General features: G+C 59.4%; 14 protein-coding genes. 8 read left to right on the forward strand and 6 right to left on the reverse strand.

The features are described from left to right. Positions 1–6: 6 nt before the first annotated feature. The 4 genes from eptB to G6041_RS17820 all read right to left on the reverse strand — a co-directional run bounded on the left by eptB (position 7) and on the right by G6041_RS17820 (position 4,438). Positions 7–1,686, reverse strand: a complete 1,680-nt coding sequence (eptB, locus tag G6041_RS17805) for a kdo(2)-lipid A phosphoethanolamine 7''-transferase (RefSeq protein ID WP_007871877.1) — start codon at positions 1,684–1,686, stop codon at positions 7–9. A gap of 213 nt (positions 1,687–1,899) precedes the next feature. Continuing rightward, positions 1,900–2,331 carry an organic hydroperoxide resistance protein gene (locus G6041_RS17810; protein ID WP_004387614.1) on the reverse strand — a complete coding sequence of 144 codons (432 nt, stop codon included), beginning with the start codon at positions 2,329–2,331 and terminating at the stop codon, positions 1,900–1,902. Positions 2,332–2,449: 118 nt separating this feature from the next. Then, positions 2,450–3,652 carry an L-lactate MFS transporter gene (locus G6041_RS17815; RefSeq protein WP_012126306.1) on the reverse strand — a complete coding sequence of 401 codons (1,203 nt, stop codon included), beginning with the start codon at positions 3,650–3,652 and terminating at the stop codon, positions 2,450–2,452. A gap of 156 nt (positions 3,653–3,808) precedes the next feature. Further along, positions 3,809–4,438, reverse strand: coding sequence for a hypothetical protein (locus tag G6041_RS17820; protein ID WP_012126305.1), 630 nt, complete (start codon positions 4,436–4,438; stop codon positions 3,809–3,811). A 156-nt stretch (positions 4,439–4,594) separates the two neighbouring features. Between G6041_RS17820 and G6041_RS17825 the strand changes: the two genes are divergently transcribed. Both G6041_RS17825 and G6041_RS17830 read left to right on the forward strand, forming a co-directional pair. Further along, complete coding sequence (locus G6041_RS17825; RefSeq protein ID WP_012126304.1) at positions 4,595–5,158, forward strand: DNA-3-methyladenine glycosylase I; 564 nt, start codon at positions 4,595–4,597, stop codon at positions 5,156–5,158. Next, positions 5,155–5,595, forward strand: coding sequence for an N-acetyltransferase (locus G6041_RS17830; protein ID WP_007895598.1), 441 nt, complete (start codon positions 5,155–5,157; stop codon positions 5,593–5,595). Before G6041_RS17825 ends, G6041_RS17830 begins: the two co-directional genes overlap by 4 nt. On the opposite strand, the gene G6041_RS17835 is transcribed toward G6041_RS17830, so the two are convergent. After that, on the reverse strand, positions 5,564–7,897 hold the full coding sequence (locus G6041_RS17835; protein ID WP_041460660.1) for a molybdopterin guanine dinucleotide-containing S/N-oxide reductase: 2,334 nt from the start codon (positions 7,895–7,897) through the stop codon (positions 5,564–5,566). The genes G6041_RS17830 and G6041_RS17835 overlap by 32 nt on opposite strands. Before the next feature lie 178 nt (positions 7,898–8,075). Here G6041_RS17835 and G6041_RS17840 point away from each other — a divergent pair, with 178 nt between their 5' ends. Further along, the gene (locus G6041_RS17840; protein ID WP_004387610.1) at positions 8,076–8,738 is read left to right on the forward strand and encodes an OmpA family lipoprotein; all 663 of its coding nucleotides are present in this window, start codon (positions 8,076–8,078) and stop codon (positions 8,736–8,738) included. A 46-nt stretch (positions 8,739–8,784) separates the two neighbouring features. Here the strand turns inward: G6041_RS17840 and zinT are convergent, their stop codons facing one another. Continuing rightward, positions 8,785–9,423 (reverse strand): metal-binding protein ZinT, encoded by a 639-nt coding sequence (gene zinT, locus G6041_RS17845; RefSeq protein ID WP_012126302.1) that lies wholly within the window; start codon positions 9,421–9,423, stop codon positions 8,785–8,787. Positions 9,424–9,624: 201 nt separating this feature from the next. Here zinT and G6041_RS17850 point away from each other — a divergent pair, with 201 nt between their 5' ends. The 5 genes from G6041_RS17850 to ghrB all read left to right on the forward strand — a co-directional run bounded on the left by G6041_RS17850 (position 9,625) and on the right by ghrB (position 14,942). After that, the gene (locus tag G6041_RS17850) at positions 9,625–10,644 is read left to right on the forward strand and encodes a LacI family DNA-binding transcriptional regulator (protein ID WP_004387608.1); all 1,020 of its coding nucleotides are present in this window, start codon (positions 9,625–9,627) and stop codon (positions 10,642–10,644) included. A gap of 112 nt (positions 10,645–10,756) precedes the next feature. Next, positions 10,757–11,506 (forward strand): sugar phosphate isomerase/epimerase family protein, encoded by a 750-nt coding sequence (locus G6041_RS17855; protein WP_012126300.1) that lies wholly within the window; start codon positions 10,757–10,759, stop codon positions 11,504–11,506. Between the two features lie 2 nt (positions 11,507–11,508). Further along, complete coding sequence (locus tag G6041_RS17860; protein ID WP_012126299.1) at positions 11,509–12,450, forward strand: sugar kinase; 942 nt, start codon at positions 11,509–11,511, stop codon at positions 12,448–12,450. 166 nt (positions 12,451–12,616) lie between these two features. Beyond that, positions 12,617–13,897: an MFS transporter gene (locus tag G6041_RS17865; protein WP_014727840.1), complete on the forward strand. Its 1,281-nt coding sequence runs from the start codon at positions 12,617–12,619 to the stop codon at positions 13,895–13,897. 70 nt (positions 13,898–13,967) lie between these two features. After that, entirely contained in the window at positions 13,968–14,942 is a 975-nt protein-coding gene (gene ghrB, locus G6041_RS17870; RefSeq protein ID WP_004387605.1) for a glyoxylate/hydroxypyruvate reductase GhrB, read from the forward strand. The last annotated feature ends 26 nt before the right edge of the window (positions 14,943–14,968 follow it).

The raw sequence follows: 14,968 nt of genomic DNA on the forward strand, positions 1-14,968 counted from the left end.
ATATGGCTATTTTGCGGCAGAAGGGACATGACACCAGTTGTTATTCTGGTTGATGCCGCCGTCCGGCGACTGGTAGCCGAGGCAGCCCATAATGGTATCGAACAGCTCAACATGGCGATGCGGGCGCTTCTGCTCTGCCTGCAGTTTAAGCTGCGCGAACGCCTGCGCGTGCTGCGGATCGGCCAGATAGCTGTCGGACATCCAGACCATCATCGGCACGCGGAACTGTTCCGGCGGCGCGACGTTGCGCGGCGTGCCGTGCAGGTGCTCTTTCTCATTGATCGATTCGCCATGATCCGCGGCGTAGAACACAATCGCTTTCTTATTGCGAACCTGGTCGATCACATCGGAGATAAAGCTGTCGACGTACAGCACCGAGTTATCATACGCGTTAATCAACTCCTGACGGCTACAGTCTGAATCGACGCCCATGCACTCCGGCTGCCAGCGCGCATAGCTTCTTGGATAACGCTGCACATAGTTATAGTGAGAGCCTTTGGTATGCAGAATGATAAGGTGTTTGCCCTTATCGTGCCCCGCCAGCGAGTTTTTCATCTCATCCACCAGCAGCATGTCATCCACCTGCTTACCGCGGTTGCGCGGCTCGGCACCGATCTGCTCGCGGTAGGCGATGTTGTCCGCCATCGTGTTGCTGTAGAACCACATTTCGCTCTGCATCGCGTACAGATCCGAGCTAAAGCCCAGCTGTTTAAGCACCGCGAATACGTTCTGTTCTTTCAGCGTGCGCTGCGGGTTGTCATCCGCGCCGCCTTCACGAACAAACATGCAGCGCAGCGAGAGTTTGGTCGCCGTATCGCACGATTCACCGCGGAACGCCGCCAGGTTTTTCTCCTGGGCGAGTTTCGGCGTGGTGTTACGGTCGTAGCCAAGCAGGCCCATATGATCCCAGCGCGTGGTTTCGCCGATGATAAACACAACGTAAGTGTCATCGATACCCTGCGGAGCCTGCCAGGTAAACTTTTTGGCCGGGTTCAGCAGCGATTTGTTATCGCTGGATTCATCGACCTGCGCCCAGGCATACAGCCCCAGCGCGGAAAGCCAGTTCGACGGCAGATAGGAGTTTGCTACCACACCGCCGTAGCTTGGCATATCAACCCCAGACGTGCGCTCTTCATTTTTCTGCTGCAAATCCAGCAGGCGAATCGGTGCCCAGACCAGCAGGCCCGCCACAATCACCACCGCCGCGCTTTTCAGGCGCTGATCGCGGGTGCGCAGCTGACGCAGCAGCGTATCGCGGCAGCGGTTGCCCCAGATAAGCGTCAGCGGCACGATGCACACAAGAATCATCCACGCGATGAACTGCCAGCCGACCACTTCTTTCGAGAGATCGATATCGGTCGTCATTACCGACGCGATAATCCCGTAGCCAATCACCACGTTCATAAACGTCATGTAATAACTTGCCGCGGCAGAGAACAGCACCACCAGCGACGCCAGTACGCGCCAGACGCGCCGCCCCAGTAGCGACAACACACGCAGCAGGAAGAAGGTGACGAGCACCGTGGCCACCAGTTCAACGACCATCGACACGCCATTAACCCAGGAAAGATTCTGCGCATACCCGTCGAAACGACGATATAAAACCGCACAGTTAAAAAACAGACCGATGTAAACCGCCAGCAGAACGCTCAGTTTCTGTTGGGTCATCGAGAGGATGTATTTCATGCAAGCCGCCCGGCAAACAGGTGTGAAACCCGTTCCCCAAAAAATGAAAAAATAATGTATACGTGACAACGCTGAGGGAATCAGGCGATTCTTATCTCAGGCGCGGAGTAGTAGACCACAGCGACGGGAAAAAGTGCGGGCATTTAGAGCGGCCCGGCTCCTATTTACAAAAATATGAGGCCGGAACCGCATTTTACGGAACGGGACAACCGGTTAGTCGGTGATGACGTTCAGTTTAACGTCAATGTTGCCACGGGTCGCGTTGGAGTACGGGCACACGATGTGGGCTTTCTGCACCAGCGCTTCGGCTTCTGCACGGTCCATGCCCGGCAGATGAATATCCAGCTGGGCTTCGATCCCAAAACCGGTCGGCAGCGGCCCAATCCCTACCTGACCTTCAATAAAGGCATCCTGCGGGACTTTCTTTTTCTCCTGGGAGGCGACATGTTTCAGCGCGCCCAGGAAGCAGGCCGAATAGCCCGCGGCGAAAAGCTGTTCCGGGTTGGTCACCTGACCGCCCTGGCCGCCCATCTCTTTCGGCACGCCGAGTTTCACGTCCAGCACGCCGTCATCGGACGTCGCACGGCCATCACGGCCGCCCGTCGCTTTCGCTTTTGCGCGATAAACCACTTTTTCTAAGGACATCTTGTTCTCCTTTGTGTTGGCAATCACAGCTAGTAAGCATAGAACGTCTGAGCGAACTGGGGAGAAAGTGAGAACATTCGGGGAAAGTGCCGCCGCAGAGCGCAGCGGCAAAAGGACATCAGGCGCGGGCGTGTTCCCAGGCCTCGCGGCGCGGCTGGCGAATGGTGGTGGAGATAGCCAGCGAGACAATCAGCAGCGCGAAGATAACGCAGAAGGTGACGTAAAAGCCGCCGAACAGCGAGGCGATAATCGATCCGCAGATGCTGCCGATCCCAAAGCCCAGATAAATCACGCCGTAGTTTTTCGCAAGATTGTTCAGGCCGAAGAAATCGCTGACCAGCGACGGATAGACCGTGATGGTGCCGCCGAAATTAAACGCCACGCAGGCGATAGCCGCGAAGAAGGTCATTTCATTGAGCGGCGCGAAAAGCAGCGCGGCCATCCCCACCAGCGAGACCACCTGGCCGAGCGTAATGACGCGAATGCGCGGCATTTTGTCGGAGAGAATGCCGAGCACCAGGCGGCCCGTCAGGTTGGCGATGGAAATCACCGTGACCGCGTTCGCGGCGGTGGCGGCGTCAAGGCGCACCATGCCCTGCGCGATATCTTTCGCCACGCCAATCACATACAGGCCGCTCATGCAGGCGGTGAGGAACATCAGCGCCAGCATCCAGTACTGCGGTTTACGCATCGATTCGGCCAGACTGTAATCGCCTTCGCCCGCGCTGTTGCCGGTGCGCGCAGGCTGATTCGGCGCGTCTTTCATCAGCAGCGCGCCGCCGATAATCATCACCATCACCATGCCGCCCCAGATAACAAACGTGCGCTCAAGCCCGACGGACGCCAGCAGATGGCTGTCGATAAATTTAAAACCGAGGCTCCCGAGACCATACGCGCCGATAGAAAACGCGGAGATAAGCCCTTTGCGCTCCGGGAACCACTTCACGCAGTTAGAGAGCGTCAACAGATAACCGGCGCCGTCCGCGAGCCCCACCAGCACGCCCGCGCTCAGCCAGAGCATCATCAGGTTGCTGGCGTGAGAGGTGAGCACCAGCCCTAACCCCAGCAGCACGCCAGAGGAGATCGTCACGCGTTTCACGCCGAAACGCTCCTGCAGTTTACCGGCGACCGACGACGACAGCGCCAGCCCCAGGCTCAGCAGCCCGAAGGAGAACGCCACCTGGCTTACCGGCTCATCAAGCTTTTGCGACAGAGCGCTGTTAAACAGGCTCCAGGTATAGACCGAACCCAGCGCGAACTGGGTAATTATCGTGCCCACCAGGGTGAGCCACCGGGTACGCGAATGGATGGAAATACTCATGGTTGTTGTCCCACTGATAAGAAGAAAGCTTCACTACCTGCAACGATAGCGAAACCCCTACTTTTTCGGGGGAAAACGGCATGAGTTGCCGCAGAGGCGGAATGAACTGCCGCGGCGAAGGCATGGATGGCCTTGAACGGGCGCGAATAGCACGTTCTAAAAGGTGGCGCTGAGCCCGAGATTGTACATTTGCGCGTCGTTGTCGCTAAGCCGCCCTTCCGCCTGAGAGAACGACGCCCATGCCGCGAGATGCTTGTTAATCGGCATATCCGCGCCAACCGAAACATCCATCCACGAGCCATACTGGCTGCCAGGCAGCAGCGGCTGCATACTCCACAGCGGATCGCCATGCTGCTGGTTATAGCTCACCTGCGCCCACGGTCGCACCGCGCCAAGACGCGAATCGAGCCGCCAGCCGAGTGAGCCAACGCTCGCATGCCAGTAGGCGTTATCCGCGCTGGCACCGTTCTCCTGTAAAGGCAGGCCGTCGGCTTCGCGCCGCCAGCCCGCCACCGGGCGAGCGACGACCGGCAGCGGCCATGACAGGTTCAGGCCTGCCGGCATCGCCGCCTCGTCGCGCTGCGTCTGCGCTACGCGCTCGGCCAGGATCTCGTCATAACTCGGTGTGCGATCGCTGTCCCACGTATAACGTTCAGAAGTGTTACTTTGGGGGTCAACAGCGATATATTCCTGTTGCCAGGCGTGTGCCGCCTGGGTAAAAACCAGAGACCACAACAGCACCGCCGCGCGTCGTAACGCATGGCGTTCAGAGATAGTTATCATCATCAAAGCGACTCCAGAAGAGAGCCGGTTCCGGCAGTTTTTATTGGCGTTATTAGCGGATGTGCGAGTAACCCTGAATTAACTATTGTCTCTTTATTTGCCACGTCAAGCCGCTTTCGAAAATCGCCAGGGTGCCTGTTAAAACGAGGGGAATGCAGGATGGAACGTTGCGGATGGGTCACTCAGGATCCACTTTATCTCGCCTACCACGATGAAGAGTGGGGAGAACCTCAGAAAGACAACCACACGCTGTTTGAGATGATCTGTCTCGAAGGCCAGCAGGCGGGGTTGTCGTGGATTACCGTGCTGAAAAAACGCGAGCACTACCGCCGCTGTTTTCATGGTTTTGAGCCCGCCGTGGTGGCGCAGATGGGGCCGGAAGACGTCGACGCGCTGGTGCTGGAGCCGGGTATTATTCGCCATCGCGGTAAAATCGACGCCATTATCGCCAACGCCCGGGCGTATCTCGCCATGCAGGCGCAGGGGGAAGATTTTTCAGCGTTTGTCTGGTCATTCGTCGGGGGCGCGCCGAAAGTGAACTCCCCGCAGACGCTCGCGCAGGTGCCGGTGACGACGCCCGAGGCGCAGGCGCTCTCGAAAGCGCTGAAAAAACGGGGCTTTAAGTTTGTCGGCCCGACGATTTGTTACTCCTTCATGCAGGCCTGCGGGCTGGTGAACGATCATCTCGCCGGCTGCGGCTGCCACCCGGAGAACCGGCCATGATCCGCGCGCAGCGGCCTTCTGACCGCGACGCCATCCTTTCGCTGTGGCTTGCGAGCACCACCGCCGGACATCCGTTCATTCAGCCTGATTACTGGCGCGCCAGCCTGCCCGTTGTGCGTGACGTCTATCTGCCCGGAGCCTGCACGTGGGTGGACGAAAACGGCGGTACGCTTCGCGGGTTTATCAGCGTGATGCATGAAAATTTTATCGGCGCGCTGTTTGTGGCGCCTGACTGCGAGGGAACAGGCATCGGCACCGCCCTGCTGACGCATGTGCAGTCGCAGTACGATACCCTGAATCTTGAGGTCTACCAGAAAAACACCCGGGCGGTGAATTTCTATCACGCCCGGGGATTTCGTATTGAAGAGAGCGCGTGGCAGGAAGAAACCGGCCACCCGACCTGGATTATGCGCTGGCAGGCGGATCAAACGCCGTAACGTCCGGCGCGGGCCCGCGGTATTTCTCGACGCGCACCAGCGAGGAGTTCGCCGCGCAGCCGTTGCCGAGCCGCGAGGTCGGGATATCGCGCGTCAGCACGTTCACCGCGCCGTTTTTACAAAGCCCCTGCTGGTTCCAGTCAAAATCGGGCCACGCGCCCTGATGCAGACAAATCACGCCAGGCTTAATGCCGTCCGTGACCACGGCACCCGCCAGCACCTGGCCACGGGCGTTCCACACCCGCACCAGATCGCCGTGGGCGATGCCGCGCTTGCGGGCATCGTCCGGATGCAGCGTCACCGGCTCGCGCCCGGCCACGGCATAGCGCTCGCGAAGCGATGAATAGTTAAGCTGGCTGTGCAGACGGTGCGCCGGGTGCGACGAGAGCAGTTGCAGCTCGTCCGGCTGCGCGTTGCCGTGCCACTCGTCTGGCTCAAGCCAGGTCGGGTGCGGCGGACAGTCGGCATAGCCGAAGCGGGCAATACGCTCTGAGTAGATCTCGATTTTTCCGCTCGGCGTGCTGAGCGGGTTGGCCGCCGGATCGTCACGAAACGCGCCAAAACGCACAAACTCAGCGTTTTTCGGGTTCTCCGGCATCTCGATTATCTGATTCGCCTCCCAGAAATCCGCGAAATCCGGCAGCGTCACCTGCTGCGCTGCGCCGCGCTCACGGGCGATGTTGTAGAAGGTTTCCAGCCACTCCAGCTCGCTTTTGCCTTCGGTGAAACGCGCCCGTCCGCCAGTTTCCCAGCGCTCTGACAGTTCGGCGAAAATATCGAAATCGTTACGCGCTTCATACTGCGGCGGCACAACCTGCTTCATCGGCACCATATGCTGATTGCTGTAGTCGCCGGTCATGGTCATGTCGTTGCGCTCAAACGAGGTGGTTACCGGCAGCACGATATCGGCGTGCTTCGCCGCCGCCGTCCAGAAACATTCGGAAATCACCACCAGCTCCGGCTTTTGCCACGCCTTAATCAGGCGGTGCGTCTCCTGATGATGCGTGAAGTTGGCGCCGCCCGCCCACCAGATAAAACGAATATCCGGGAAGATGCGCTGCTGTCCGTTGTGCGGGTATTCGCCGCCGGGGTTTTCCAGCGCCTCGACAATGCGCGCCACCGGGATTTTATCGACCGCGTCAACGCCGCCTTCCACGCTGCCCTGCATCGAGGCCAGCACGGCTGCGCGTCGCGTCGGGTTGCCGCCGTTGGCGAAGTGATAAGAGAGCCCGAAGCCGCCGCCCGGCAGGCCAATCTGGCCGAGCATCGCCGCGAGTGTCACCAGCATCCAGTGTTTCTGCTCGCCATACTGCTGGCGCTGCATGCCCCAGCCCGCCATCAGCATGGTGCGGTTCTGGCTGAACAGGTGCGCCAGCTCGCGGATGGTTGCGGCATCGACGCCGCAAATCGCCGCCGCCCAGTCGGCGTCTTTCGGCGTGCCGTCGCGCTCGCCGGTCAGGTAGGCCGCAAACTGCGCGTAGCCGTGCGTACAGGCGTTAAGGAAATCGTCATCCTGCCAGCCGTTTTCCACCAGCGTATGGGCGATGCCGAGCATCAGCGCCACGTCGGTGCCCATATGCGGGGCTATCCATTCCATGCGATCGCCGAAGAAATCGGCGGTTTCCGGGCGCATCGGGTTGATGCAGATAAGCTTTTTGCCGCTCTCTCTGAGCTTCTCGAAATAGCCGATGCCCTGTTCGTCAGAGGCGTTCCAGGCAATTTTCAGCGTGTTGAGCGGGTTGGCGCTCCACAGCACTACGACATCGCTGTGCTCCAGCACCAGCGGCCAGCTGGTCTGCTGCTGATAAACTTCGTTGCCGCCGACCACATACGGCATGATCACCTGCGCGGCCCCCGTGGAGTAATCGCCCAGATGACCGGTGTAGCCGCCCGCGAGGCTCATATAGCGTTGCAGCAGCGTGGCGGCTTTATGCAGTACGCCGTTGGAGCGCCAGCCGTAGGAGCCTGCGAAAATCGACGACGGGCCGTAGCTTTCGCGAATGCGCCGGTGCTGCTGGTCAATCAGACGCAGCGCCTCGTCCCAGCTGATACGCACAAACTCATCCTGCCCGCGCACGCCCTGCGGGCTATCCGGCGAGGCGAGAAACCCTTTACGCGCCATCGGATAGCGCACGCGCGCTTTGCTGTGCACCTGGTCCGGTACGGCGGTTTGCAGGGAATTCGGGTGGCGCGTCGGCAGCGCGCCCTGAGAAGAGAGCACGGTTTCACCGTCGGTCTCGACAACCATTGGCCCCCAGTGGGCGGCGGTAACGATGCGTTTTAAAGCAGATGGGTTAGCCAAAACGGGCTCCTGACTGGCGTTTGCAGATGAGGCGGCGTGAGTATGGCTACTTTGTCGCCGCTCGATTCGTTATGGATAAAAAATCAGAACACTTCCCGGAATTTTCATCACATTCCCCCGTCATAATCAACCTCCGCCACTCCAGGCGAACCAGAATTAAATTGAATAAGGATATGCGATGAAAAAACGCATCATTTTTGTGGCCGCGATGGTCAGCGGCGCACTGGCCCTTTCAGGCTGCACCACAAACCCTTACACCGGCGAACGCGAAGCGGGTAAATCCGGCATTGGCGCGGGCATTGGCTCGCTGGTGGGCGCGGGCGTCGGCGTGCTTTCTTCGTCGAAAAAAGATCGCGGCAAAGGCGCGCTGATTGGCGCGGCGGCGGGCGCAGCGCTCGGCGGCGGCGTGGGTTACTACATGGACGTGCAGGAAGCGAAACTGCGTCAGAAAATGCAGGGCACCGGCGTGAGCGTCACCCGCAGCGGCGATAACATCATCCTGAATATGCCGAACAACGTGACCTTCGACAGCAGCCAGGCGAATCTGAAACCGGCGGGCGCGAATACGCTGACCGGCGTGGCGATGGTGCTGAAAGAGTACCCGAAAACCGCGGTGAACGTGGTGGGCTACACCGACAGCACCGGCGGGCAGGCGCTGAACATGAAGCTGTCGCAGCAGCGCGCGGAAAGCGTCGCCAGCGCGCTCATCACTCAGGGCGTTGCCGCTAACCGCATCCGCACCAGCGGCATGGGCCCGGCGAACCCGGTGGCGAGCAACAGCACCGAAGAAGGTAAAGCGCAGAACCGTCGCGTGGAAATCACCTTAAGCCCGCTGCAGTAACGGGCGACAGCCTCATCGGGAAAGCCCGATGAGGCTGCTTCACACCTTAGTGGTGCAGCATTTCATCCACCACCTGCGCTTTGCTTAACTGGTACGGATAGTACGTCGGCCAGTTATCCATCTCTTTCAGCAGCGCCTCATGGGACGTGTTTCCCATGTAAATGTGATAGTGCGCGGATTTACGCGGCGCGATGGTGTGATCGCTGAACTGCACAAACTTCGGCGCTTTTGACGCGCTGTCGGTGCATTCAAAGAGGTAGCGCACGCCTTTCTTGCCGGAGGCGTACTGCAAAATCTTATAGCCGTTATATTTATACGCGCAGGCGTTCACCGTCTGCCCGACGTGAAACTCCATCACGTTGTTTTCAATGCCGATCATGTCAACATCCGTGGCGTACCCTTTTTTGTAATACGCGCGATACTCTTCGACGGTTTTACCGCCTTCCTTCGCTTTTTTCGCCAGCACCGGATCGAGATCGCCGCTCATAAGATACGGATAAATCGACTGCCAGACGCCGTCCCAGTCGCTAAGCGTGCGGTCTTTGACATCTTTATCGTTGAACACCCCTTCGCTCGCCTGGCGTTCTGCCTCCGTCAACGGCTTGCCGTGGTGATGCCCGTGCGCCGCGCTTTGAGCGCTTGCCAGCAGAAGCCCCATTCCCAGTAATAAGGCTAATTTTTTCATTTCTGTCACTCTCCTGTGTGTTAATTATAAATTGATACGTTATAACATAATAAATAACAATGCCACACATTGAGAGACGGAAAATCACGGGTGCCAGTTATGCCCGTCACGCAAACGCCTGCTTTACGACAGCCACCGAAATAATCTAATAATAAAAACAGTCACCTGCCCGCCGGTGTTTTAGCCTGAGAAGGAAGCCTCATGACCACCAAAGCGCCACGCCCCACCATTAGCGACGTCGCCCGCGCCGCGAAAACCGGAAAAACCAGCGTTTCCCGCTACCTGAACGGCGAAAAACATCTGCTTTCCGACGCTTTGCTGGCGCGCATTGAGCAGGCCATCGCACAGCTCGATTACCGACCTAACCAGATGGCGCGCGGCCTGAAGCGCGGGCGTACACGGTTAATCGGCCTGATCATCGCCGATATCACCAACCCCTATTCGGTCAATGTATTAAGCGGCATTGAGGCGGCCTGTCGGGAGAAAGGCTTTACGCCGCTGGTCTGTAACACCAATAACGAGCTCGATCAGGAGCTGCATTATCTGGATCTCCTGCGTAGCTATCAGGTGGAAGGCATCGTGGTGAACGCGGTCGGCATGCGCGAAGAGGGGCTGAACCGGCTGCAACAGTCGGCACTACCGATGGTATTGATCGACCGTAAAATCCCGGATTTCGCCTGCGACGTGGTGGGGCTGGACAACACCCAGGCGGCGACCACCGCCACGGAACATCTTATCGAACAGGGCTTTGAGGCGCTGTTGTTCTTAAGCGAGCCGCTCGGGACGGTAAACACCCGCCGCGAACGCCTGACCGCTTTTCGCGCTACCGCCGCCCGCTACCCTGGCGTCGTCGCGGAAAATGCCGAAACGCCGTTGCACGAGGCCGATTATCTCGACAACACCCTGCGCCACTTCCACACCCGTTTTCGCGGAATGCGCAAAGCGGTCATTTCCGCCAATGGCGCGCTGACGCTCCAGGTGGCGCGCTCGCTTAAGCGTATCGGGCTGAACTGGGGCGCCGACATCGGCCTGCTCGGCTTTGACGAGCTGGAGTGGGCGGAGCTGGCGGGCGTCGGGATCACCACGCTGAAACAGCCGACCTGGCAGATTGGCTACGCCGCGCTGGAGCAAGTCGTCAGGCGCATCGAAGGCCAGGCGCAGGCGGTGCGGGAGCAGGTTTTCTCCGGCGAGCTTATCGTGCGCGGCTCGACGGCGCGCTGAGCGACGGTTCGTGACCCCGATCATAAATTCGCCATTCTGGACTTCTCTTTGGAACCGGTTCCATCTAGCGTATTAATTATGTTATGCAGATGTAATCACTCCGGAGAAGTTAATGGAGAGAGAAATTATCGTCGTCACCGCGGCTTACGGTAACGACAAAATCAAAGCCCTCGGCGGCCAGCAGGCCGTACTGCCGATCATCGCAGGCGCAGGCGCTGACGGCGTGGAGATCCGCCGCGAACTGCTCGATCCCGCGGAGATCGACGCCCTGCCCGCGCTGGCGCAGGCGATCGCCTCTCATCACCTGAAAGCCTGCTATTCAGCACCCGAACCGCTGTTTGAACACGACGGTAAAATCAACGCGCGCCTGCCTTCGCTGCTGGCAGAAGCTCACGAACTCAACGCCCGCTGGCTCAAGCTCTCACTTGGGCATTTCAGCCATCCGCACCAGGCGGAGCCGCTGGCGGGTCTTCTGGCGCCAAGCGACGTCGCGCTGGTCGTGGAAAACGATCAGACAGAATGCGGTCGCCTGGAACCGATGCGCCGCTTTCTCGCCGCGAGCAAAACGCTCAATCTTCCCGTCCGCCTGACGTTCGACATGGCCAACTGGCTGTGGGTGGACGATGCGCCGGAAGAGGCCGCCCGCGCGCTTTGCGCAGGCGTCAGCTATATCCATGTCAAAGCCGCCACCGCGCATCACTACCACTATCGCGCCATCGCGCTGGATGACGCCGGGCCGCGCTGGCGCACGCTGCTGAATATGCTGCCGCCGGACGCGCCGCGCGGCATTGAGTTTCCGCTGGAAGGGCGCGACCTGACCGCCGTCACCCGCCATTACGTCAACCTGCTGCGCGAGGAGTGAACATGGAACAGCCACTGGATGTGATTACCATCGGCGAAGCGATGGCGATGTTTGTCGCGACCGAGCCCGGCGATCTGGCGCAGGTAGAACACTTTTTTAAACGCGTCGCGGGGGCGGAGCTGAATGTCGCCACCGGTCTCGCGCGTCTCGGATTACAGGTGAGCTGGGTGAGCCGCGTCGGCAACGATTCGTTTGGCCGCTTCGTCCTGAATCAGCTCGAAAAAGAGGGCATCGCCACGCGCGGCGTGACGATCGACGACCGCTACCCGACCGGTTTTCAGCTGAAATCGAAAGTTACCGATGGAACCGATCCCAGCGTGGAGTATTTCCGCAAAGGCTCCGCCGCGAGCCATCTGAGCGGCGAAGATTTTAATGCCCCACTGTTTTACAGCGCTCGTCACCTGCACCTGAGCGGCGTCGCAGCAGCGCTTTCCCCGACCTCATATCAGCTACTGGATCACGCGGCGCGCGCCATGAAAAACCAGGGCAAGACGATCTCCTTCGATCCGAATCTGCGCCCGGTGCTGTGGAAAAGCGAGGCCGAGATGACAGAGAAGCTGAACCAGCTTGCCTGCATGGCGGACTGGGTGCTGCCAGGTCTGAAAGAAGGCCAGATCCTGACCGGCCAGCACAGCCCGGAAGGGATTGCCGATTTCTACCTGACGCGCGGCGTGAAAGCCGTCGTTATCAAAACGGGCGCTGACGGCGCCTGGTATCAGAGCGCCAGCGGCGAACAGGGTACGGTGGCGGCGGTGAAGGTCGAAAACGTAGTCGATACGGTAGGCGCGGGCGATGGCTTTGCGGTGGGCGTGATAAGCGCGCTACTGGAAGGCAAAACGCTGCGCGAGGCGGCGACCCGCGGTAACAAAATCGGCGCGCTGGCCATCCAGGTTCAGGGCGACAGCGAAGGGCTGCCGACTCGCGCGCAGCTCGGCGAGTCATAAGTCTACGTTTTTTTAACGCGACACATCACAAGACAACGTATTTCCCTCTCTCCTTTGAGAGAGGGCGGGCATGAGGAAAGCCTCACCCAAACATCACTAGTATGAACAGCTTCCGTCGTCCCCTACACCGACGAGACGCATCCACCTCAACCATAGAGGGAATACGATGAAAAGTCCGACTAACGCTCCAAAACGCTGGTGGTACATCATGCCGGTCGTGTTTATCACGTACAGCCTGGCGTACCTCGATCGCGCAAACTTCAGTTTCGCTTCGGCGGCTGGTATTAATGACGATCTCGGCATTACCAAAGGCATTTCATCGCTGCTGGGTGCCCTGTTCTTTCTCGGCTATTTCTTTTTCCAGATCCCTGGCGCGATTTACGCCGAGCGCCGCAGCGTGCGTAAACTCATTTTCATCTGCCTGATTCTGTGGGGCGGCTGCGCGTCGCTGACCGGGGTGGTCAGCAATATCCCGATGCTGGCGGCGATCCGCTTTATCCTTGGCGTGGTGGAAGCCGCCGTCATGCCCGCCATGCTGATTTACATCAGCAACTGGTTTACGAAGTCTGAGCGTTCGCGCGCCAACACGTTCCTGATCCTCGGTAACCCGGCCACCGTGCTGTGGATGTCGGTGGTTTCGGGCTATCTCATTCAGGCGTTCGGCTGGCGTGAAATGTTCATTATCGAAGGCATCCCGGCGGTTGTCTGGGCGTTCTGCTGGTGGGCGCTGGTGAAGGATAAACCGTCGCAGGTGAAGTGGCTGGCGGATGACGAGAAAGCGGCGCTGCAGGCGCAACTGAATAAAGAGCAGGAAGGCATTAAAGCGGTGCGCAATTACGGCGAAGCCTTCCGCTCACGTAACGTTATCCTGCTGTGCGCGCAGTATTTCGCATGGAGCATCGGCGTTTACGGCTTTGTGCTGTGGCTGCCGTCGATCATCCGCAGCGGCAGTGAAAACATGGGCATGGTGGAAGTGGGCTGGCTCTCCGCGGTGCCCTATCTCGCCGCGACCATCGCCATGATTATCGTCTCCTGGGCCTCCGATAAGATGCAGAACCGCAAGCTGTTCGTCTGGCCGCTGCTGCTGATTGGCGGGCTGGCGTTTATCGGCTCCTGGGCGCTCGGCGCGAACCATTTCTGGGCGTCTTACACCCTGCTGGTGATTGCCGGTGCCGCGATGTATGCCCCGTATGGCCCGTTCTTTGCGATTATCCCGGAGATGTTGCCGAAGAATGTGGCCGGCGGCGCGATGGCGCTTATCAACAGCATGGGCGCGCTCGGCTCGTTCGTCGGCTCCTGGGTGGTCGGCTATCTTAACGGCGCAACCGGCAACCCGTCTGCCTCATACATTTTTATGGGGGTGGCGCTTTTCGCCTCGGTGTGGCTCACTTTGATAGTCAAACCGGCCACCAGCCAACAGCTGCCGGTGGGCGCGCGCCACGCGTAACACGCTGCGGGCGGCGTGATGCCGTCCGCTTGTCTATTCTTTCTGTTTTGTTCAAAAGCTGGAGACCTGCATGAAGCCGTCCGTCATTCTCTACAAATCCCTGCCTGACGATTTGCTTGCCCGCCTGGAGAGCCACTTCAACGTGACCCGCGTGCCAGATCTGAGCCCGGAGACCATTGAGGCTCATGCCAGCGCATTTAGCGAGGCGCAGGGGCTGCTGGGTTCGAGCGAAAAGGTAGACGCGGCGCTGCTTGAGAAAATGCCCGCGCTTCGCGCCGCCTCGACGGTTTCCGTGGGGTATGACAATTTCGACGTGGACGCGCTGAGCGCAAAAAAGATAGCGCTGATGCACACGCCTACCGTGCTGACTGAAACGGTCGCCGATACGCTGATGACGCTGGTGCTGACGACCGCGCGCCGCGCACTCGAAGTGGCGGAGCGGGTTAAAGCGGGCGAATGGACCGGCAGCATCGGCCCGGACTGGTTCGGCTGCGACGTTCACCACAAAACGCTGGGCATCGTCGGCATGGGTCGTATTGGTCTCGCGCTGGCGCAGCGCGCGCATTTCGGCTTTAACATGCCGATTCTCTACAACGCCCGTCGCCATCACAGCGAGGCGGAAGAGCGCTTTAACGCGCGCTACTGTGACCTGGATACGCTGCTCGCCGAATCGGATTTCGTGTGCGTCATTCTGCCGCTCACCGACGAGACGCATCACATGATTGGCGCAGAACAGTTCCGCAAAATGAAGAAATCGGCGATTTTCATCAACGCAGGCCGCGGGCCGGTGGTGGATGAAAACGCGTTGATTGCCGCGCTGCAAAGCGGTGAGATCCACGCGGCCGGGCTGGATGTGTTCGAGCAGGAGCCGCTTTCGAAAGACTCTCCACTGCTGACGATGAAGAACGTAGTGGCGCTGCCGCATATCGGCTCCGCCACTCACGAGACGCGCTACAACATGGCCGCCTGCGCGGTCGATAACCTTATCAACGCGCTTAATGGCGACGTGTCGCAGAACTGCGTGAATCCGAAGGCGGTGAAGTAAAAACCACCTCCGGAGAAGTGGTTTAG

The organism is Cronobacter sp. HA18003, from assembly GCF_011605905.1.
In the GTDB taxonomy this organism is placed as follows: domain Bacteria; phylum Pseudomonadota; class Gammaproteobacteria; order Enterobacterales; family Enterobacteriaceae; genus Cronobacter; species Cronobacter sakazakii.

What these genes read in the sequence shown, in the direction of transcription:
- eptB (WP_007871877.1), bottom strand. Translation starts at nt 1,686, where the DNA reads ATGAAATACATCCTCTCGATGACCCAACAGAAACTGAGCGTTCTGCTG.
- G6041_RS17810 (WP_004387614.1), bottom strand. Translation starts at nt 2,331, where the DNA reads ATGTCCTTAGAAAAAGTGGTTTATCGCGCAAAAGCGAAAGCGACGGGC.
- G6041_RS17815 (WP_012126306.1), bottom strand. Translation starts at nt 3,652, where the DNA reads ATGAGTATTTCCATCCATTCGCGTACCCGGTGGCTCACCCTGGTGGGC.
- G6041_RS17820 (WP_012126305.1), bottom strand. Translation starts at nt 4,438, where the DNA reads ATGATGATAACTATCTCTGAACGCCATGCGTTACGACGCGCGGCGGTG.
- G6041_RS17825 (WP_012126304.1), top strand. Translation starts at nt 4,595, where the DNA reads ATGGAACGTTGCGGATGGGTCACTCAGGATCCACTTTATCTCGCCTAC.
- G6041_RS17830 (WP_007895598.1), top strand. Translation starts at nt 5,155, where the DNA reads ATGATCCGCGCGCAGCGGCCTTCTGACCGCGACGCCATCCTTTCGCTG.
- G6041_RS17840 (WP_004387610.1), top strand. Translation starts at nt 8,076, where the DNA reads ATGAAAAAACGCATCATTTTTGTGGCCGCGATGGTCAGCGGCGCACTG.
- zinT (WP_012126302.1), bottom strand. Translation starts at nt 9,423, where the DNA reads ATGAAAAAATTAGCCTTATTACTGGGAATGGGGCTTCTGCTGGCAAGC.
- G6041_RS17850 (WP_004387608.1), top strand. Translation starts at nt 9,625, where the DNA reads ATGACCACCAAAGCGCCACGCCCCACCATTAGCGACGTCGCCCGCGCC.
- G6041_RS17855 (WP_012126300.1), top strand. Translation starts at nt 10,757, where the DNA reads ATGGAGAGAGAAATTATCGTCGTCACCGCGGCTTACGGTAACGACAAA.
- G6041_RS17860 (WP_012126299.1), top strand. Translation starts at nt 11,509, where the DNA reads ATGGAACAGCCACTGGATGTGATTACCATCGGCGAAGCGATGGCGATG.
- G6041_RS17865 (WP_014727840.1), top strand. Translation starts at nt 12,617, where the DNA reads ATGAAAAGTCCGACTAACGCTCCAAAACGCTGGTGGTACATCATGCCG.
- ghrB (WP_004387605.1), top strand. Translation starts at nt 13,968, where the DNA reads ATGAAGCCGTCCGTCATTCTCTACAAATCCCTGCCTGACGATTTGCTT.